The 19356-nt window shown below is 43.0% G+C and carries 20 protein-coding genes and 1 tRNA gene; 9 read left to right on the plus strand and 12 right to left on the minus strand.

From position 1 onward, the window contains the following. Positions 1 to 424 precede the first annotated feature (424 nt). Entirely contained in the window at positions 425 to 1462 is a 1038-nt protein-coding gene (locus tag ACAM37_RS08060) for a LysR family transcriptional regulator (protein ID WP_007116083.1), read from the plus strand. Between the two features lie 35 nt (positions 1463 to 1497). Here the strand turns inward: ACAM37_RS08060 and ACAM37_RS08065 are convergent, their stop codons facing one another. Then, entirely contained in the window at positions 1498 to 1902 is a 405-nt protein-coding gene (locus ACAM37_RS08065) for a hypothetical protein (RefSeq protein ID WP_369625953.1), read from the minus strand. A 98-nt stretch (positions 1903 to 2000) separates the two neighbouring features. Continuing rightward, positions 2001 to 3218: a Na+/H+ antiporter NhaA gene (nhaA, locus tag ACAM37_RS08070; protein ID WP_472826343.1), complete on the minus strand. Its 1218-nt coding sequence runs from the start codon at positions 3216 to 3218 to the stop codon at positions 2001 to 2003. 346 nt (positions 3219 to 3564) lie between these two features. On the opposite strand from nhaA, the gene ACAM37_RS08075 reads away from it, so the two are divergent. Beyond that, the gene (locus tag ACAM37_RS08075) at positions 3565 to 5022 is read left to right on the plus strand and encodes a C13 family peptidase (RefSeq protein WP_369625955.1); all 1458 of its coding nucleotides are present in this window, start codon (positions 3565 to 3567) and stop codon (positions 5020 to 5022) included. Positions 5023 to 5221: 199 nt separating this feature from the next. Here ACAM37_RS08075 and rpmG read toward each other — a convergent pair whose 3' ends face one another. The 4 genes from rpmG to ACAM37_RS08095 form a co-directional block, all read right to left on the minus strand. Next, on the minus strand, positions 5222 to 5377 hold the full coding sequence (rpmG, locus tag ACAM37_RS08080) for a 50S ribosomal protein L33 (protein ID WP_007116087.1): 156 nt from the start codon (positions 5375 to 5377) through the stop codon (positions 5222 to 5224). A gap of 35 nt (positions 5378 to 5412) precedes the next feature. Continuing rightward, positions 5413 to 5649 (minus strand): 50S ribosomal protein L28, encoded by a 237-nt coding sequence (rpmB, locus tag ACAM37_RS08085; protein WP_007116088.1) that lies wholly within the window; start codon positions 5647 to 5649, stop codon positions 5413 to 5415. Between the two features lie 301 nt (positions 5650 to 5950). Continuing rightward, a complete protein-coding gene (gene bioD / locus ACAM37_RS08090; RefSeq protein ID WP_369625956.1) occupies positions 5951 to 6652 on the minus strand; it encodes a dethiobiotin synthase in 702 nt (233 codons plus the stop codon). Beyond that, positions 6652 to 6774 (minus strand): hypothetical protein, encoded by a 123-nt coding sequence (locus ACAM37_RS08095; RefSeq protein WP_257619932.1) that lies wholly within the window; start codon positions 6772 to 6774, stop codon positions 6652 to 6654. Before ACAM37_RS08095 ends, bioD begins: the two co-directional genes overlap by 1 nt. 134 nt (positions 6775 to 6908) lie before the next feature. Here ACAM37_RS08095 and ACAM37_RS08100 point away from each other — a divergent pair, with 134 nt between their 5' ends. After that, complete coding sequence (locus tag ACAM37_RS08100) at positions 6909 to 7877, plus strand: ketopantoate reductase family protein (RefSeq protein ID WP_369625957.1); 969 nt, start codon at positions 6909 to 6911, stop codon at positions 7875 to 7877. A gap of 129 nt (positions 7878 to 8006) precedes the next feature. Here ACAM37_RS08100 and ACAM37_RS08105 read toward each other — a convergent pair whose 3' ends face one another. Further along, a complete protein-coding gene (locus ACAM37_RS08105; RefSeq protein WP_369625958.1) occupies positions 8007 to 8645 on the minus strand; it encodes a glutathione S-transferase family protein in 639 nt (212 codons plus the stop codon). 155 nt (positions 8646 to 8800) lie between these two features. Then, entirely contained in the window at positions 8801 to 10789 is a 1989-nt protein-coding gene (locus ACAM37_RS08110) for an oleate hydratase (protein WP_369625959.1), read from the minus strand. Positions 10790 to 11248: 459 nt separating this feature from the next. Here ACAM37_RS08110 and ACAM37_RS08115 point away from each other — a divergent pair, with 459 nt between their 5' ends. The 3 genes from ACAM37_RS08115 (at position 11249) to ACAM37_RS08125 (ending at position 13990) form a co-directional block, all read left to right on the plus strand. Then, positions 11249 to 11545: a Trp family transcriptional regulator gene (locus ACAM37_RS08115; protein ID WP_060996241.1), complete on the plus strand. Its 297-nt coding sequence runs from the start codon at positions 11249 to 11251 to the stop codon at positions 11543 to 11545. Positions 11546 to 11812: 267 nt separating this feature from the next. Next, complete coding sequence (locus ACAM37_RS08120) at positions 11813 to 13225, plus strand: anthranilate synthase component I family protein (RefSeq protein WP_082741450.1); 1413 nt, start codon at positions 11813 to 11815, stop codon at positions 13223 to 13225. Positions 13226 to 13351: 126 nt separating this feature from the next. Continuing rightward, on the plus strand, positions 13352 to 13990 hold the full coding sequence (locus ACAM37_RS08125; protein ID WP_369625960.1) for an anthranilate synthase component II: 639 nt from the start codon (positions 13352 to 13354) through the stop codon (positions 13988 to 13990). A 1-nt stretch (position 13991) separates the two neighbouring features. Here ACAM37_RS08125 and ACAM37_RS08130 read toward each other — a convergent pair whose 3' ends face one another. Both ACAM37_RS08130 and speC read right to left on the minus strand, forming a co-directional pair. Continuing rightward, positions 13992 to 14504 carry a hypothetical protein gene (locus tag ACAM37_RS08130; protein WP_369625961.1) on the minus strand — a complete coding sequence of 171 codons (513 nt, stop codon included), beginning with the start codon at positions 14502 to 14504 and terminating at the stop codon, positions 13992 to 13994. A 193-nt stretch (positions 14505 to 14697) separates the two neighbouring features. Next, a complete protein-coding gene (gene speC, locus ACAM37_RS08135; RefSeq protein ID WP_369625962.1) occupies positions 14698 to 16857 on the minus strand; it encodes an ornithine decarboxylase in 2160 nt (719 codons plus the stop codon). Between the two features lie 223 nt (positions 16858 to 17080). Between speC and ACAM37_RS08140 the strand changes: the two genes are divergently transcribed. From ACAM37_RS08140 to ACAM37_RS08150, 3 genes are all read left to right on the plus strand, one after another. Beyond that, positions 17081 to 17269, plus strand: a complete 189-nt coding sequence (locus tag ACAM37_RS08140; protein WP_007116099.1) for a hypothetical protein — start codon at positions 17081 to 17083, stop codon at positions 17267 to 17269. 26 nt (positions 17270 to 17295) lie between these two features. Beyond that, on the plus strand, positions 17296 to 17481 hold the full coding sequence (locus ACAM37_RS08145; protein ID WP_007116100.1) for a hypothetical protein: 186 nt from the start codon (positions 17296 to 17298) through the stop codon (positions 17479 to 17481). A 248-nt stretch (positions 17482 to 17729) separates the two neighbouring features. Further along, positions 17730 to 17805, plus strand: a tRNA-Glu gene (locus tag ACAM37_RS08150). A 184-nt stretch (positions 17806 to 17989) separates the two neighbouring features. Here ACAM37_RS08150 and ACAM37_RS08155 read toward each other — a convergent pair. Together ACAM37_RS08155 and ACAM37_RS08160 are read right to left on the minus strand one after the other, a co-directional pair. Next, positions 17990 to 18838 carry an IspD/TarI family cytidylyltransferase gene (locus ACAM37_RS08155; RefSeq protein WP_369625963.1) on the minus strand — a complete coding sequence of 283 codons (849 nt, stop codon included), beginning with the start codon at positions 18836 to 18838 and terminating at the stop codon, positions 17990 to 17992. A 76-nt stretch (positions 18839 to 18914) separates the two neighbouring features. Further along, entirely contained in the window at positions 18915 to 19265 is a 351-nt protein-coding gene (locus ACAM37_RS08160) for a septum formation initiator family protein (protein ID WP_076774942.1), read from the minus strand. Positions 19266 to 19356 lie beyond the last annotated feature (91 nt).

Consider the following 19356-nt stretch of genomic DNA (forward strand, 5'->3'; position numbering starts at 1 on the left):
GGGATAAAAAAACTTAGGATGATTGTTGTGATAATAGCAAAAGTCTTAAATAAGCCAATATTTAGCAAGTGTTAAACACCGAAAATATACATAATGTTTAAGAAACAAGCCACATATCCAAAATAGTCTAACAATTTTTTTAACAAAATACGTGATATTTCTTACAGTGATATTAAATAGTCTGTTAAAATTAAGAATTCTATTTTGGCACTAATAAAGCTTTAAGTTGGCTTAAATAATGGAATGAATGCACTATACCCTTTAATTCATGATTTAGCTATTTAATGATTCGTATCTTTAGTATTTATTTAAAATATAGTATAATACAATCAATAACTTAAATTTTATTGCTAGGTTTTAGTCCTATTAAAACTAGCGGTTTTAGCCTTTTTTTCTTAACTTTTAACTAGACAAACAGTAATTTATGGATTTACAACGTGTGGATTTGAACCTTTTGGTGCATCTTGATGTGTTACTTCGAGAAAAAAACGTCACCAGAGCCTCTGAGCAACTCGGCATTACCCAGCCCGCCATGAGTAATATCTTACGTCGTTTGCGTAAGTTGTTTAATGATCCCTTGTTGATTCGCTCATCTGAAGGCATGACGCCGACGGAGCGAGCGCTTGAATTACAGCCGCGCGTTCGCGAATTGTTAGCGGATTTAACCCAGTTATTAGAGCCGCGTACTGAGTTTCGTCCTTATACCTCAAGTCGTGTGTTTCGGATTATGACGTCAGATTATGCCGAAGCGACGCTGGTGCCTAGATTGGTCAAAGCGCTGCGCAGTGAAGCCCCAAACGTGATTTTGGACTTTTTGACGCCTTCAGATGTGTCGTATCGAGATATGGAACAAGGGCGTGTTGATTTGGCGATTAATCGTTTTAACGAGGTACCGCAAAGCTTTCACCAAGTGCTGATTTGGCGTGATACTTTTAGTTGTTTGTTGTCGGCTGATAGTCCGTATGTCAATCGCTTTAACCTCAAAAATTATCTTAAAGCTCAGCACGTTTGGGTTTCTAAAACAGGCATGGGTGTGGGTTTTGGGGTGAATCCCGAAAAATCTGGTGGACTTGGCTCAATTGATGCGGCGTTACAACGTCTCGGTCAGAAACGTCAAATCAGTGTCTTTACCCGTCATTATCAGATGCCTGCGATGCTCACCGCCAATAAAGACTTAATTGCTACACTACCGACTCGGGTGGCGCGCATGCAAGCAAATAATGATGATATCGTGATTAAAGAGCCGCCATTTTTTATTCCAGAGTTTGAATTGACGATGGCGTGGTCGCCGCTATTACAGCATCACCCTGCGCATCGTTGGTTACGTCAGTTGATTCAACATGTGTCGCGACAAATCATCGCCGAAGAGCGCATCAAGTATCCGCTACAGACTGCGATTCAAGATGGTTCGCTGCATACCCAGCCCATTGATTTGGTTGAAATTGATCCTGATCGTCAATAATTGAGGGTCAGACAAGCGGCTTATCTAGGCCTGGTCTAGGACTGGCAAATTTTATCCACCCACAGCTCATACGGATATTTTCCTAAATGTCCGTAACGTCCTTTTTCAGTTATTCGCCCTTCAATGCAGACAGGTAAACTAATCGACACGCCCGTTTGACCTTGCGCTTTGGCATACTCGGCTAACAGGTTGTTTGGGTCAAATACATGGTATTTGGTGGTACCGTCATTAAATTCAGATTGCTCTAAGCTTTGGGTAAAGGTGCCGTTTAGCGTCAGCGTTTTTTTGGGTACACTATCAATGCTTTCTTTGATATCGCTTAACTTACCATTTTGCAGCGATTGGTACGCCACGCTGGCGCAACTTGCCAATAGACCAATTATCGCCACACCCCCGCCCAACCATGCGGCTTTTTTACCCATTATCTTGTTAGTTAGCATGGTGTTTTCCTTATTATTGATATAAAAAAATGATAGCAATATTCGTTGCTATCATTTGTAGATTTTATTTATCGTTACACTACCCTTGGGTAAATAGTTTAGCGAATATAGGTATGGTCTTCAGGATTAGTCACCGGCTGTGTCAGCGCTTGGGTTGGTAAGACTTTCTTAAGATAAAAATACCCTAGCATACCTGCCAATAATGACCCTAAAATAATGCCAAGTCGTTCGTCAAACGGTTTGACCTCAAGTCCCGCAAAGGCAAGCCCACCAATAAACAAACTCATGGTAAAGCCAATACCACATAAAATCCCCACGCCAAATACTTGTCGCCAGTCAACATTGGTAGGCAAGCTAGCTAACCCAAGCTTGACGCCAAGCCAACTAAATAACATCACCCCAATCGGTTTGCCTAGCAGCAATCCTAGGGCGATACCGAGCGGTACCGTATGAAACAGCGAGGACAGCCCCGTACCACCTAGATAAATGCCCGCATTGGCAAACGCAAAAATCGGTAAAATAATAAAGCTGACTGTGTCCTGCAAATCATGTTCAACCGATTCGAGCGGTGAATGCTCAGGGTGCTTGTTGTCTGTCATTGGGATAAATAGCGCAAGCAGCACACCAGCAAGCGTCGCATGTAGCCCCGACTTTAACATGGCCGCCCATAGCAAAACGCCAATCATTATATAAGCGGTGGTGCGTGTGATGTTAAAGCGATTCATCAGCCACAATATCACCAAACATACCCCAACCCAAGCCAGTGCCGCCATCGACAAACCCGATGAGTAAAATAACGCAATAATGATAATCGCACCGATATCATCAAAAATAGCAATCGATGCCAAGAATACTTTGAGCGCGGCGGGCACGCGATTGCCCAGTAACGTCAGCACACCTAAGGCAAACGCGATATCTGTCGCCGCCGGAATCGCCCAACCTTTCATCAAATCTGCGTGCTGATAATTGAATGCGGCATAAAAAATCGCAGGTACCATCATACCACCGACCGCAGCAATCGCAGGCAAGACGACTTTTTTGACCTCTGATAGCTCACCCACTAGCATTTCCCGCTTGAGCTCAAGCCCCACTAAAAAGAAAAACACCACCATCAAGCCATCGTTAATCCAATGTAATAAGTGATGATCGATACTAAAAGAGCCGATTTTTATCGAAATAGTCAGATGCAAAAAGTGCTCGTATATGTCACTCATCGGAGAGTTTGCTACCACCATCGCCAACACAGCGGCAAACGCCAACACGATACCCGCAGCCATATCGTGTGCCAAAAATTTTTTAAATTGGTTAAATACTATCATCTGTCTAAAACTCTTTTTAATACCATCTTTTATTTATGAAATATACCACACTTAAACCAAGCAAAATAGCCTACAATACCATCATACCATATATTTTATTATATCATATAATCTATTATTATGATAAATAATTTCATAATTTTAATTTAATAGAAAATTTTATTCATTTATTAGCTTTTTTAGATAAATTAATTTTTAGGTGTATGATTTGCTAGCGTTGATAGTTAACATTCTAAACCCGAATGATTGAGAAAGTTGTTAACACCCCATCGCTATTTTGTATTATTATTTTATCGCTACTTGCCTACCGATTTAGAATCAGCCTTTCAATAGTGTGGATATTTTGCCAACTTCTCTTACCGATCTTGATTTAACCCCGCTCAAACGTTTTTCACATAACGTCATCGCCAATATCCGTGCCACGGGTCACATGCTAATAGGTTCAAAACGCGCGTTTTATTGGGTCAAGCCCACTGTATGGCAGTTTTTGTTGTTTGGATTGACGGCACTGGCGAGTAATTTGCTGTTCTCGTGGTTGGTGGCTGAAGATGCCACCCATTTTAATCCACAAGGGCTGATTAGTTATTTGGTATGGCCGATGGTGATGTTGGTGGTAGGATTGATTCTTGCCAAACGGCATTTTAATGCCATGCTGATTTTTGTGCCGGCGATTTTGTGGCTATGTGCTGATACTTTCATGATGCTGGTGCAAAGTCTGATTCAGTTTATATCAGACTTGGGCTGGCTACCTGAATGGACGTTTGATACGATTGGTATTGTGTTCGTATTGGCGTTTGTCTGGCAGTCGTTATCGCTGCTATGGATTTTTGGCAATCAATTACGCTGGTCATGGATTGAGCGTGTCCTGATTATGCTAGGTGCGTTTGCCGTACTCAGTGTTTGGCAAAAAAACGTGCAATCTGAGCCGATTTTTCAATCTAACCCCGTCGAACCTGTGGTCACTGAAGCGGCGTTTTATGCGCAGCCTGAGCTTCTGGCGGATATGCTAAATAACGTGCAGCCGCAACGCCCGACTATACATGATTGGTACTTTATGGGTGTTGCAGGTCATGGCGAGCAAGATGTGTTCCGGTCAGAAATTGAGCTGACCAAAGATTACTTTGACCATCAATTTGGCACAGCAGGACGCTCGGTGGAACTCATTAACAACGCCAACACCCTGTCTGCGCTACCGATTGCCAGTAAAACCAGTATTGAACGCGCCTTGCAAAGTATCGCCAAAAAAATGGATGTCAATGAAGACGTGCTATTTTTGACCTTGACCTCGCATGGGGGTGACAAGGTGATTGAGATGTCCAACCCACCGCTAGCGCTCGATAATGTCGATGCCAAATGGCTACGCCAATCATTGGATAAATCTGGCATTAAATGGCGCGTCATTGTGGTATCCGCCTGTTATTCTGGCTCGTTTATCAATGAGTTAAAATCGCCAGACACCCTCGTCATTACTGCCTCAGCGGCGAACAAATCATCGTTTGGCTGTTCTAATGAAGCCGAATATACTTACTTTGGACAAGCATTTTTTGCTGAAAGCTTACCCAAGCTTCGCCGTTTTCAACCTGCGTTTGAAGCCGCCAGTAAACGCATTGCTGAACGGGAAAAAATGATGGGCTTTGAGCCGTCTGAGCCGCAATTGGTGATGGGTGAGGCTATTAAAGCGAGATTGCCAGAATTTGAAAACAGTCTCAAACCCTTACCTGCGGTTGTAATAGCGCCATCGACTGCCGCCAGTGCTACTAGCGATGCCCATACCTTAAGTAGCCACCAACTGCACAAGTAACATAAACCGTTGTAGCTGTTTCAGCTGCCAAGATGCCTTGCAACTCGTCTTACCATCCATCGCGGTAGCGATTAGGTAGAATTGATATTTTCTGCCAATTTTTTAGCGATTTTATAATTTTTGCACATAAAAAAAGTGGGTTAACCTGAGTTACCCACTTTTTTATCAAATAGCGCGTCAAATAGACTGTGTCAGTCAATTATTTGATTTTAGCTTCTTTGAATACAACATGTTGACGTACCACTGGATCAAATTTTTTGATTTCCATTTTGTTTGGCATGGTACGTTTGTTTTTGGTCGTGGTGTAAAAATAACCCGTACCTGCAGTTGAAACTAATTTGATTTTATCACGCATCGCAATTGCTCCCTAAGAATATGAAAAGGCAAAAATTAGATTTTTTCGCCACGAGCACGCATATCAGTTAAAACTTGGTCAATACCAACTTTATCAATGATACGCATACCTTTGGTAGTCAAGCGAAGCTTAACAAAGCGGTTTTCGCTCTCTACCCAAAAACGATGGGTGTGTAGATTTGGTAGAAAACGACGGCGGGTTTTGTTGTTTGCGTGAGAAACATTGTTACCTACCGCTGGGCGTTTTCCAGTCACTTGGCATACTCGAGACATGGCTTACTCCTAATCGGTGTGCTTGAGGGCTGCTCAAGCCTGTCACAACTGATACTCGCACATCTCGCATATCATTGAAGCTAAAAAAAGCTAGGGTTTCAACGATTCTAGTGTTGAGTATCTCAGTTTGAATCAATAATTAATCTTTTGGCGGCGTACTTAAAATTAGCTACTCACGGCTAGTCACTTGACTTGCGTCAATCAAAACCATTTTAAGCAAGCGTCAAAAAATCGCTAGTAAATTTAAAGCCGCTATTTATACCATAACTTATGCCAAAAAGCAATGTGATTGGATAAAAATTTAATGGGTTAAAACGCCTTGTTTCACCATCAAGGGTGGCTTGTTTTGATACCCAACAGACTGGCGTAAAATTTGCTGACCCAACCAGTCAATTTGCGCATCGACAAAAGGCGTGTCGGTCTGTAATTGATTAAAAATAACCACAGCGACTTTTAGCCCTGCTTGCCAAATTGCTTGTAGGGTTAGCATGGCATGATTAAGGCTACCAAGCTTGATACCGACGACCATAATCACAGGGTATTTGAGCGCGGCTGCCACATCAGCAAGCGTTTCTTGTTCATTAATAGGCGTAAACCAGCCGCCTGCCCCTTCAACCAAAATCACATCGGCAGGATAGGCTGCGATGGCGTTATTGATGGTATCGACTAATTGGGTGTTGGTGAGTGTCACGCCATCAAGCTGCGCGGCGATATGCGGTGAGCAAGGAGTCGCTAGCTGGATAGGCGCAATGACAGACAGCGGTGGTTTGACATTGGCAAATTGATTGATGCGCCTTGCATCATCGCTATATGTTTGCCCGTTGTCATCGGTTTCTAAACCTGCGGTGACTGGCTTGATAGCATATACACTTTTGCCTTGTTCAGCCAGACTTTTGACCAATTGCGCCGTGGTGGTGGTTTTACCGATTTCGGTGTCGGTACCTGTGACAAAATAAGCGCCGTTTAATGAAGATGAAGCATTGTTAACATTGGATAGATTCATTATTTCTTACTTGCTTTATGGTTAATGGTTTGGGTGGTTTTTTGAGCTGATTGGGTGATTTTTTCAATTTTTTGCTCAAATGCTGGCATTAGCTCTTGCAAAGTTTGTTGCTGATTTTTCATAAGCAGTCTATAAACAACCCATGAACACAGCCATTTTTAATAATTTCATTGTGATTCCTTTTTTAAAATACGTGCAAAAATCTGCTAAACTTTATCACAACTCTAATCAATGTCGCAAAATAACAGGAAAAAAGATGAACGATTCACCGATTATTGCCATTGTTGGATTTGGCTCATTAGGGGCGTTATTTACAAGTCTATTAGCCCCAAACATGCCTTTTGAGAACTTGCGTATCGTCGCCGATAGAGACCGTGTCAACCGCTACCAACAGCAAGGTTTATTGGTAAATGGCGAGCCATTAACACTCAACTATGTCACACCAAATGAAAGCCCTCATTCAAACCTAAGTCCTGCCGATTTGGTGATGGTGTGTACCAAATTTTATCAGTTACATGAGGTATTACCGCTCATCAAAAGTCAACTTGGCGCCAATACGCTGATTGTTTCTGCCCTAAACGGTATCGCCAGCGAAAAAGTATTGGCAAACGCCTTTGGTGACGAGCGCATTGTGTATTGTGTGGCGCAGCAAATGGACGCCATGAAAAATGAGCCGCATGAAAAAAATGGGGAAAATGCTAGCCAACTGATTTATCGCGATCATGGACAATTGGTCATTGGCGCGATGACAACTGATAACGCTGAACGCGCACGCGTGCAACAAGTCGATGCCCTCTTTAATCAAGTCAATTTCCCGCACTCAGTAAGCGATGACATGCCGCGCCAGCTGTGGGGCAAATTGATGTTAAATACCGGCGTCAATCAAACCGTGGCATTGTATCAAGGTACCTTTGATACCGTGCAACAAGCGGGTGAAGCGCGCGACATGTTCAAAGCCGCCATGCGTGAAGTGATGGCAGTGGCACACGCTGAAGGCGTAACCTTAACTGAGGAAGATTTCAAAAAATGGCTGGCGATTATGGATGCGCTGGATCCTAAAGGCATGCCCTCGATGCGGCAGGATTTAAAAGCAGGGCGTCGCTGTGAGCTTGATTTGTTTGCAGGGACAATTTGTGAATTGGGTAATAAGCATGGCATTGACACCCCGGTCAATGACACGCTATATGATGGCATTAGTGCATTAATGGCTAATACTCAGTCGTGATGACAACCCTAGCGCTATTGAAAAAAACTAGGCATAAAAGCAGTAAATAGAAACGGTGGATAAAAGCAATGAATAACCACTACAAATAAAAAAAGGGCATCTATCTTGCCCTTTTTATGTCAATAACCGTTATTTTTTACCAAAACGCTCACTCATTTGCGCATAAAAACGTGCCACATGGTCACCCACTACACTGGCATCTTTTGGATTAAACTTCATCACTCGCCCAAAATCCAAACCAACATACAACACGATATCAGCGAAGGTGAGTCGATCACCGAGCAAGTATTTGTGACTCGATAATAGCTTGTCAAAGTATGGCAATGCTTTTTTGACGCGGTTGATGCTCTCTTCTGCCATACCAGGCACTTGGTTGCCCACCGACGCGCGAGATGGATGCCCATGCTGGAAAGCCAGCATCATGTTATACAGCACGTGAAACTCCGCATTGCGTGACATCGCGGTAATTTTGGCGCGCTGTATAGGGTCTGAGCCCATCACTTGCTTACCATTCCCTGCAAGTCGACTATCAAGGTATTCACAAATGGCATGTGAATCGTTAAGCACAGTGCCATCATCAAGCACTAATACAGGCAACAGCCCCAGTGGATTGACCGCCAAAAACTCCGGCGAGTTTTGCTCGTTTTTGGCAATATCCACGTTGATGACTTGTAAATTATGAATATCATTGATATCAAGCTCTTTGACTTTTAACAATAAGTCGACCTTGCGCGGGTTTGGCGGGGCATTCATGGTATATAGTTTCATCACTTGTTCCTTATGATGTGTGATTTTAGCTTTAATATACTTGAAACCACCGTTTTACGAAATAGGGTTTTTAGGCGGAAAGGAAATTTTGCTAAGAAAAAATCCCCCTAGCGGCAGGAGGATTTTTCGGTTTGAGGACAAAAGTATATCAAAGCTTATTTTTTATCCTGCGCTTTTTGCTCATCTTTTTGCTCGTCTTTATGACCTTCTTTATGCCAAAAGGCTTTGACTACTTCAAATTGCTCGGTAAGCGTCTGCATCAAGGAGCTGTCTTTGTGTGCTTTTTTGGCGACGGGTGGCAAGATATGCTCATAATAGGTATTGGCGAGCACTCGGCGCAGTATGCCCTCCCCGATAAAGCCTTGGTCATCGTTGAGTGTACTGGCAGAGCGGAGCATATTGCGAATATCGTATTGGGTTGGCACGATATCAGGCACTTGCTTATTACAATCTGTTAGCGTGTACACCGCGACCCGCGCCGAGCGTACCGAAGTTTCAACGGTGAACACCACATCGTTGTTAGTCTCAACAAATTGACCAATGAGACCTAAATTGGTGCAACCTTCGGGTACAATTTGTGGACGATCACCTTTGGCACGTGGCATAAACATCGAAGTGATATACGGCATATAGGCGGTGTTGGCGATGGTGTTGGCTAAAATATCATCTTTTTGCTCGAGCAAATCTAGGTGGTATAGTAGCTCCGTCACAATTTCATGCCCCGTACATTCTGGCATGGTTTTTGGCACGTAGTTGCCTTTTTTGTCCATCAATAGCCCATACACCCATATCACCACCACGTCTTTGGGTTGGTCAGGAAATTGCGGTTGGCGGTTAATAGTAAAGCTCATAAGCCAGTTGGAATCGGTGATGGTAACAATACCGCCTGTGACTGTTTTGCCTGATAGCGGCGGATTGACACAGTATTTTTCGCTGATTTTGCGTAAAAATGCCGAGTCTTTGCAGGTTAAGGTTGCTGACATCCAAGCGGATTTGGGTACATGACGGTTAAATTTTTGTGGACGACCAAACACAGCAGATTGTTTAGCAAGGTTATTCCATAGTACCCAGCCTTTCGTTCTTCCCATTGTATCATCAGTTAGACGGATATCAGGCGCAGTATCACTGGTGCCATAGCGCGTATCTTCCGTCATTGACCCTGTGGTAATAATCACAAAATCATTGTCCCGTACAGGGATATGGACTTGTTGACCTTGTTGGGTGGTTGTCAGCCCTTTAACGATTTTTTTGTCGCCTTGCTGCTCAAAATCAACCGCTGTCACTAACGTGTCACTTTGTAGGTTAACGCCTTTATTGATTAAAAATTTTTGCGCAGGTACCACAAAGCTGTCATATTGGTTGTATTTGGCAAATAACAGGGTCGACATATCTTTGATGCCATCTAAGGCTTCCAAAAACCGGTGCATGTAAAGCTTGCACTCAAGTAAGCTGTGCCAGTTTTCAAAAGCAAACATACTACGCCATAGCGTCCAAAAATTACTGTCCAAAAAACTTTGGCTAAAGTAATCTTCAATGGTGAGATTGTCGAGTTCGTCTTGATTTTTTAATAATAAGCGGACAATGGCAAGCTGGTCGGATTTGCTAAGATTAAACTTATGAAAATCTTTGATGTCACCTTTGTTATGAATCAACCGTGCTTTGGAATAGTTGGGGTCATTGTCATTGATCAGGCGGTATTCATCAAGCACTGAATAAGGCTCTGGTAGCTCTAGCGCAGGTATATCTTGGAACATATCCCAAAAATTCTCGTAGGTGGTAATCATCTCACGACCGCCGCGCATGATATAACCGTCTTTGGCATTACCAGCGCCATCGAGTGAGCCGCCTTGCACCGCTAATTCTTCTAAAAAGGTAATGTTCTCGCCTGGGATATGGGCATCTCGGATAAAATAATACGCGGCTGCCAACCCGCCAATACCGCCACCGACAATATAGACTTTACTGTCTTTAAAACGTCCGGTATCAAAACCGATATTACGCTGATAGTTACCACGGGCATCGCTAAAAGGCATCGAATTGCCAGGTTGATTAGATTGATAATCCGCTCGCTGTGGTTGGTGATCGACCTTTTTAAAAACCAGATTGTTCAAAAATTCACTGTTGTTCTTAGCGTTGGTTGTCATAATGAAGTGCCCTATTTTGAATAAGATAAGTGTTGAATAACATTAGCGTTAACTAACTCTTTAAACCGCGTTGCTACCCTTTGACATTGACCTTAACTGCACATTTTTAATTGCCCATTAAGACTGCTACACAATAAACAAAGACAACAGCGCGATTATAATAATTATGATTGATAGTCATTATTTATAATTAATAAACTCACTTAGATTTTTAACTAAGCAATTTTATTATAACCACATTATATAACCTCGCTAAAGCGACTTTGTGTCGACTAAGCTTTGATTAAATATTCAGTTATTTGCGCTTTTGTAATCAAAAGTAACCAGTCATCGCACCTCTTTAGTTTTCTAAAGGGATAAAAATCGATTGAGTTCACTTGCTAAACTTCGTAAAATGTATCACTATACTAGAACATTGAAATGCTTTACTTGTTATCTTTTACTCAAAAAAAACCTACTATGCCGCACACTTCGCCATCATCCCTACCCGCCTATGATTATTTGGTTGAGCTACTGAGCCAAACTGATGATAGTGACTTTATCCGCGAAATTTTGGCAGCGCTACTGACTGAAAAAGAACAAAAAGAAATCGCCAATCGCATTCAGATTTTTGCCTTGTTTCAGCAAGCGCTACCACAACGCGAAATCGCTGAGCGCTTGGGGGTGGGTATTGCAACGGTATCACGGGGCGCCAAAGCATATGGACAACACGATATCAACCAATTACTGCCAAATCTGAGTCATTTGAACCTATAAATTCGTGATAATGGCTTCAAGCGTGAATAAGCCCATCACAGTAGCATACTTTGGGGTGACATACTTTGGGGTGATTAGAAGGGCGATGAAAATCCGTATGAAAATAACTGTGATGCCATAAAAGAGTTGCAAGCAGGGGTTAATCTGATTACAATGTATCATCATACTAGAACACTGAAACATTGATTAAAATTTATGATAGGGTAAATTTAAGCCGCTATAAATTTAAGATACTGTAAATTTAGGACACTATAAATTTAAGACACCATGATGACTACACACGCCAAACCGCCCAAAATCGCCCTTGCCAGCAAACCAAGCCTGATTAAACTTGCACAAGACATTGATTTTTTTGAACTCTTTAAACGCATCGAAGCCAAATACGCTACTTGTTTTTTACTGGAATCGTTGGGCGAAGAAAGCTATATTTCACGTCATCATGCCATCGGCTTTGACCCTGCGATGACAGTGTTGGCAAAAGACCGCCATACTTTGACTATCACCAACAATCGCACGGGGGAAAGCACGGATTATACCTGTGACAATCCTTACCAACTACTGCGCGAAATCACCCCACAGCATGTGATTTCACGTAGCCATACCGGCGGATTGGTCGGTTTTTTGGGATTTGATAGTGTCAATTTTTTTGAGCCGACCCTGAATATTCAAACCAGTGATGATTTCGAGCCGTTCAAATTCGGGGTGTACTTAGATGGGTTAAGCCTTGATAAGATGACCGGTGAAATTTTTTATTATTATTACGATACCGACCACCAAAGCAATCGTATTGACGAAATCAAGTCATTATTGAATGCTATTTCGCCTGACTATACGCAGCCGACTGCTGAGCACTTGGGCGATGGGATGAACCGCGAGCAACATGCGGCAGCGGTGATGAAAGTCAAAGAAGACATTAAAGCTGGGCTGATTTTCCAGTGTGAAGTGGGTTTCAAGTCGCATTATCGCATCCAAGGCGATACTATGCCAATTTATAGTAAACTGCGCGAAGTCAACCCGTCACCGCATATGTACTATGTCAAATTTGGCGCCCAAAAAATCATCGGCGCATCGCCTGAGTTGTTGTTCCGATTGCGCAATGGTGAGATGGAGACCTTCCCACTGGCGGGCACCACCAAGCGCGGCAAGGATGAGACCGAAGATCGCCAATTAGCGCGCGCCTTGCTCAATGACCGCAAAGAAATCGCCGAACATAATATGTTGGTGGACTTACATCGTAATGATATCGGGCGGGTGGCACGCTTTGGGACGGTAAAAGTGCGTAACTTAATGGATATCAAGCGCTTTTCACATGTCCAGCACATCTCCAGTGAAATCGTCGGTATTCTTGACCCTAATCATGATATGTTCACCGCGCTTGCCAGTAATTTTCCCGCAGGTACGCTATCAGGCGCACCCAAAATTGAAGCAATGAAAATTATAAATACACTAGAGCCCGATGGCCGCGGCGCTTACGGTGGCGCACTCGGTCAGTTTTGTTTTAATGGGGATTGTATTTTTGCTATTCCGATTCGCTCGCTGTTTATCAATGGCGAAAAAGCGTATGCGCAAACTTGCGGTGGCAATGTGTATGACTCCAATCCTGAAGATGAGTATGAAGAAATTGTGCGAAAACTGTCTGCGATGAAAGTTGTACTGTCCAATTTTGCGCCAGTGTCGTAAGCTAGTTTTTAATCATAACGATAGCTTAAGACAGACAAGAGTGATGATAGATTGGCATGATAGCAAGATATATAGCAGTATTTTAAACATTTAGAACTACCGCCAAACCTATTTTTAGAGTTGACTATGCAAGTGTTAATTATTGATAACTACGATTCTTTTACCTTCAACTTATACCAATATATTGGTGAGATTTTAGCCGCAGACAATCAACCTTTTAACGTGGTTGTCAAACGCAATAATGAGATTAGCTTAGCGGATATCCAAGCCATGAATCCTGACCGCATTATCATCTCGCCCGGTCCTGGCTCGCCCGATGACCCTGCTTATTTTGGTGTGTGTGGTGACGTCATTACTGAGCTTGGCAAAACCACACCGCTGCTAGGCGTGTGTCTTGGCATGCAAGGCATTGCGCATTTTTTTGGTGGTCAAGTGGTGCGCGCCAATGTGCCCATGCATGGCAAAACGTCACCGATTCGTCATGATGGTCAAGGCGTGTATCAAGGTTTGCCACAGCAGCTTGACATCATGCGTTATCATTCACTCATGGTCGATGCCGCCTCACTCCCCGAGTGTTTGGTAGTGACCAGCCTGGTATCTAGTGAGCAACATAGTGATAAAGACCTCAAAGATGCCAGTCTAGCAGGCGATGAAATCATGGGCATCCGCCACCGTGACTATCCAATTCAAGGGGTGCAATATCACCCAGAATCCTTCGCCACCGAAGGCGCCAAAACCCTGCTGAAAAACTTTTTGTTAGGGTAATTTACAACATCAACAAAATCACCGACAACACCGCCCCAACGGCAACAAACGCCAAACCACGTTTAAAAATTTTGGAACTTGGGGTGAATAAAAATAAACTTGATACCACAAAAAACAATAAACTCATGCCAAACAATACATTGAGCCCACCCATACTACCTTTAGAGGGCGCTTTATGAAAATTCACCATTTTATCTAATACCACAGGCAGTTTTTTGCTGGTATAAGTCACCTCACCGGTTTTAGTATTGTACTGTCCATCTTTAAAAAGCTGTATATCACCCTGCTGCTCCCTAAAATCGATGTTTTTCATTTTTAGGGTTTTGGCTAAATTTTTCTCATCAAGATTGCTTGCCACGACTTGCTTGACAGTTTTTGAAGATTTTAAAAAATCAGTGTCGCGAAATACCAGCAACATGCCACTTAGCGAATAGACCAGCATAATGCCAACCATAAAGAATCCAACATAGCGGTGCCCAAGCCTCATGTAGATACGAAAATCTTTCATTGTCATTGTTTGACTGCCTCTTAAAAAATTGAGCCGTCATTATCCAATAATAGATTGAGAATGTAAATAATAATGATTATCATTTAATTAAATAACATCGCACCCATCTACACAGACCAATTTTTGCGCCATTGGTTACTGCTGCAAACGTGCCGAATATGGGCTTCACCGAGAAAGCCTATGAATCAAAAACCGTCAATCAAATTTGGTGGGACTGTTTTAACACATAGGCATAGGCAATCTTTTTACCTTGGTCGTCATACTCCCAGTACACGCCCTGCACTTCTGGCTCAAAGCCTGGCAAGCGATTAACCCCTTCTTGCAATGCCAAGAAGTAGTCCAGCACAGCCCCATCCCACACTTCCCCAGGTACAATACAGTACACCCCTGGTGGATACGGTAGTGCACCTTCCATGGCGATTCTGCCTTTGATGTCATGCAGCGATACCAGCTCGACATCATTACGGATAAAGGCGTTATGGGCATCAAATGCGCTTATAGCAACCTTGGGACGATGTTCGCGCTCAAACATTTGTTTTTGTCGTTTGTTCAGCTGATGCTTGGCATAGAAGTCATGCATGAGTTGGCAAAGTTCATTAATAGTGAGTTTGCGGTACTGCGGATATGCCTTAGCCAGTGTCGGTAACACCTGGGTGACGGGGCTGTTTTCGCGAATGTGCTTTTCAAAACTGACAATACGGGCGACCAAGTGCTGGAATTTTGCCAAGGTTTCGGCAGGCGTCAGTAAAAATAAAATCGAGTTTAAATCGGCTTTTTCTGGAATGACCGAGCTTTCACGCAGATAATGCGCCAAAATCGCGGCAGGAATCCCTGTCGCTTCATACTCACCGGTTTGCATATCAATGCCTGGCGTGGTCAGTAGTAGTTTACAGGGATCGATAAAGTATTGGTCATCGGCATAATGCTGAAAATCATGCCAACGCGCCCCTGCCTCAAAGCGGAAAAAACGAATATCATGGGCAATGGTTTCAGTATCGTAGTCTTGCCAAGCTTGCCCATCTACTGTAGGCGGAACAAACGGCAAAATCATGGTACAAGTGTCTAGCAGCATTTTACGAGCTTCGATACCGCCGATGACACACTCATGCCACATGCGCTGACCGGCTTTACCTTCATGCATTTTGGCATTGACATCAAGTGAGGCAAACAACGGGTAAAACGGCGAGGTCGACACGTGCATCATAAACGAGTTGTTAAAGCGTTTATGATTGACATAACGGGCTTGCCCGCTGATATGGTTATCTTTTTTATGGATTTGTGAGGCTTGAGAAAAGCCAGCTTGTTGCTTGTGTACCGATTGGGTGACCAAAATCCCAGGATCATTTTCACCCAGCTCAAGCAGCAGTGGCGAGCAATCACGCATCATCGGGATAAACTGCTCATAACCCACCCAAGCACTGTCAAACAAAATATAGTCACACAGATGCCCGATGCGATCCACCACTTGGCGGGCGTTATAAATAGTGCCATCATACGTGCCCAGCTGAATTACCGCCAAGCGAAATGGGCGGGCATCATCGGCTTTATCGGGCGCAACTTCACGAATACGCGCGCGTATTTCGGCTTCATCAAAACAATGGGCAGGAATGCCGCCAATCAAACCATAAGCATTGCGGTCGGTCTCTAAATACACAGGCGTACCACCTGCCATGGTTAAGGCGCCTTGGTACACAGATTTGTGATTGTTACGGTCAAACAGCACCAAATCACCATGCGCTACTAAGGCACCAATCGCAATTTTATTGGAAGAGGAAGTACCGTTGAGCACAAAGTAGGTTTTATCCGCATTAAAAACTTTCGCCGCATGCGCTTGTGCCTCAAAAGCTGGTCCTTCATGAATTAGCAAATCGCCAAGACGGACATCGGCATTACAGGAGTCGGCACGAAACAGCGTTTCCCCAAAGTATAAATAAAAGCGTCTGCCAGAAGGATGCTTACGAAAAAACTGTCCGCCTTGGTGCCCAGGACAGTCAAACGCCGCATTGCCATAGTCGGTATAGTCCATCAGGGCTTGGAAAAAAGGCGGATCGAGCGTGGCGATATAATCCGCCGCTGCCGCATTGACCAATTGTCCGTTATAAAACTTTTGATCATCTGCCAGCTCTAGCACACCATACACATTGGGTAGCCATTCATCAGGCACTACATCACCATATTCAATCGCCACAAATATCGGAATGGCAAAACCCAAATCTTCAATATCTTGATATACACGCGGCAAGTCTGTCATCGTGACCACAATTGCTGCAATATTGGTATAGTCGGTCGATTCAATATCGATGGTACGATAATTAAGATTTAGGGCGTATTCGATGCCATCACTGATGACTACTTTCATAATTATTTTCCTTGCTGCAACCGTGTCAGTTGCCAAAGCGTTTTTTAGACAATTATCTTAACGTAAAAATATGAAAAAGTGAAAAAAAGTGCTTTTGTAGACGCTTATTACAGTGTTTGAAAATAGCCAGTAACATCGCTACCACACATCATTACGTGAATGACGTAAAATAGCTGTTAAGACCTGTTACACTAATGCTAACAATAATAAAAAGGACTCTTTCATGGGCGTAGATAACAGTATTTGGACTACTATTATTATGTATATGATTGCTGCCGTAATCTTAGGCATATTAACATATTTATGGCTAACGTTCCGACTCAAGAAAAAACAGCGCGATGATGCGATTCGTAATCAAACAATGGGAGCTAATCAAAGTATTGATAGCCAGCGCATCGATAATCAGCGTTAACTTAGATTGTCTCACAAGGATCAAGTATGCAAGTAGATAGTCAAATCTGGATGACCATTTTAGGTTTTATCAGTTTATCGATTGTGATTAGCATCGTAACCCATTTTTGGATTCGCTATCACTTAAAAAATAAAGCCGCTAATCTGCCGCCGCAATCTCATACGACGCGTGCTCATACAACATCTGAGTCGCATCAGAAAAATCACTCATAAGCACGGTGTGAAATTTTTAGACAACACTTTTTAGAAAACACTGTAATTAAGCGCATTAGTTGGCTAATGCGCTTGTCATGCCGCTCTATTAACCATCATGGGTCACCGTATGATGGGCTAATTGTTAAAAATATAAAAAAATACATAAAAAACAGTTGACGGCAAAAATAAAAATATATATTATACGCTCCACTTCGACATTAACGGTGAAAGCGGTCGAGGTCACGCTATAAACTAAGCGTGCTAGTGTCCCCATCGTCTAGAGGCCTAGGACATCGCCCTTTCACGGCGGTAACCGGGGTTCGAATCCCCGTGGGGACGCCAATTTTTTTAGTGTTACCACTAGAAAATACAGTTAAAAAGCCATACTAATTTAGTATGGCTTTTTTGTTTTTGTGGCTTTATAAATTCTCATTGCCGTTTTTTGCTCGTGCGCTTTTTTTGTTATGGGCTTCTTTTCTTATGCGGTTTTTAGCGGTAACCTCAATTTGTTGCAAAGCCATTTTTGCTAAGGTTTTGCCAAATACACCTGCGCAAACTGCAAATCCTCTGGAAACGTCAATTTGATATTGCTATGACTGCCTTCCACCAATAACGGCTGTTTGCCAAAATGCTCAAATAAACTGGCTTCATCGGTAAACGCAATCATTTGCTCAATGGCTTGGGTTAGATAATCATACAGTGTTGCCAATGGGAAAATCTGCGGGGTTTGTGCTAGCCACAACTGACTGCGATCAAGCGTTTTTTGTGCCAATACTTTGTCTTGTGCATGGATGATTTGTTTGACCGTATCGCGCACCGGTACTGCTAATAAACCACCCGCCGACTCCTGCTTTTGCTCTTGCTGTAACTGTTGCAAAAATTGCTGCGTGGTCTGTGTGATCAATTTTTCTATATCGCTCGGATTGACACAAGGACGCGCAGCATCATGAATAAGCACCCAATGATTATCATACGCATGATGACTAGCTTTTTCATTGAAGGCTTTGTCACTGAAAGCTTGGTCATTGAAGGTCTTATCACTCAACGGATTTTGATATTGTTGCCAAATCGTTTGCACGGCGTTAAACACCGAATTCATCCGCTCTTTGCCACCTATTACCCACTTGATTGGCATGCTAAAGTTAAGTGTTTTGGCAATCGTATCTTCTTCAGAAATCACCAAATAGCAACTGCTTAGCTGCTGGACTTTGCTCAGCGCAGCTATGGTGTGTTGGAGCACCGTCTGACTGCCAATATGGGTGTACTGTTTTGGCATCTGACTACCAAAGCGTTTGCCAACGCCTGCAGCGACGACCACGGTGTCAATCGTAAGGTTGCTAGATAAATTGGCAGGTATCGCGTTAAGTTCTGACATGGCGTCTTTTCAACAAAAAAGTAAACAGTTGACAGTAAAAATTGAGACAAATAGAGCTTTGGCAGTTTTTATGCTTTTATGGGTGAGACGTGGCGGTATTGTGGGCATTCGGTGTGACCACATCGGTACTATACACACTGCTAGCAGTCGACATTTGCACAAAAGTTTCACCTTGTTTGATTAAACCTAAATCGGAGCGAGCATGTTCTTCCACTGCTTCAAGTCCGTTTTTTAAGTCTTTAACATCGGCAAGCAATACCTCATTGGCTTTTTGCTGATCCGTATTGATGGATTGCTGTTCGCTGATTTGTTTATTTAATGCTGCCAAATCGCCACGACCATTGGTGCCAAACCAATACTGGTATTGTAGACATACCAACACAATCACCGCAAAAATAATCATAAACAGTTGACGCAAATAAGTCATGACAGCACTCAATAATAAAAACTTTTGGCATAAAAAAACCTTAACCCACGCATTGTAGCAAATTCAATGTCATGGGTTAAGGTTTTTATCA

The organism is Moraxella sp. K23 (assembly GCF_041154765.1).
GTDB lineage: Bacteria > Pseudomonadota > Gammaproteobacteria > Pseudomonadales > Moraxellaceae > Faucicola > Faucicola tetraodonis.

Coding starts and splice junctions, on each gene's coding strand:
- rpmG (WP_007116087.1), bottom strand. CDS start 5,377: ATGCGTGATAAAATCAAATTAGTTTCAACTGCAGGTACGGGTTATTTT.
- ACAM37_RS08110 (WP_369625959.1), bottom strand. CDS start 10,789: ATGACAACCAACGCTAAGAACAACAGTGAATTTTTGAACAATCTGGTT.
- ACAM37_RS08115 (WP_060996241.1), top strand. CDS start 11,249: ATGCCGCACACTTCGCCATCATCCCTACCCGCCTATGATTATTTGGTT.
- ACAM37_RS08105 (WP_369625958.1), bottom strand. CDS start 8,645: ATGAAACTATATACCATGAATGCCCCGCCAAACCCGCGCAAGGTCGAC.
- ACAM37_RS08095 (WP_257619932.1), bottom strand. CDS start 6,774: ATGAAAAATCAGCAACAAACTTTGCAAGAGCTAATGCCAGCATTTGAG.
- ACAM37_RS08155 (WP_369625963.1), bottom strand. CDS start 18,838: ATGTCAGAACTTAACGCGATACCTGCCAATTTATCTAGCAACCTTACG.
- ACAM37_RS08125 (WP_369625960.1), top strand. CDS start 13,352: ATGCAAGTGTTAATTATTGATAACTACGATTCTTTTACCTTCAACTTA.
- bioD (WP_369625956.1), bottom strand. CDS start 6,652: ATGAATCTATCCAATGTTAACAATGCTTCATCTTCATTAAACGGCGCT.
- ACAM37_RS08130 (WP_369625961.1), bottom strand. CDS start 14,504: ATGACAATGAAAGATTTTCGTATCTACATGAGGCTTGGGCACCGCTAT.
- ACAM37_RS08060 (WP_007116083.1), top strand. CDS start 425: ATGGATTTACAACGTGTGGATTTGAACCTTTTGGTGCATCTTGATGTG.
- ACAM37_RS08100 (WP_369625957.1), top strand. CDS start 6,909: ATGAACGATTCACCGATTATTGCCATTGTTGGATTTGGCTCATTAGGG.
- speC (WP_369625962.1), bottom strand. CDS start 16,857: ATGAAAGTAGTCATCAGTGATGGCATCGAATACGCCCTAAATCTTAAT.
- ACAM37_RS08120 (WP_082741450.1), top strand. CDS start 11,813: ATGATGACTACACACGCCAAACCGCCCAAAATCGCCCTTGCCAGCAAA.
- ACAM37_RS08160 (WP_076774942.1), bottom strand. CDS start 19,265: ATGACTTATTTGCGTCAACTGTTTATGATTATTTTTGCGGTGATTGTG.
- ACAM37_RS08145 (WP_007116100.1), top strand. CDS start 17,296: ATGCAAGTAGATAGTCAAATCTGGATGACCATTTTAGGTTTTATCAGT.
- ACAM37_RS08140 (WP_007116099.1), top strand. CDS start 17,081: ATGGGCGTAGATAACAGTATTTGGACTACTATTATTATGTATATGATT.
- ACAM37_RS08065 (WP_369625953.1), bottom strand. CDS start 1,902: ATGCTAACTAACAAGATAATGGGTAAAAAAGCCGCATGGTTGGGCGGG.
- rpmB (WP_007116088.1), bottom strand. CDS start 5,649: ATGTCTCGAGTATGCCAAGTGACTGGAAAACGCCCAGCGGTAGGTAAC.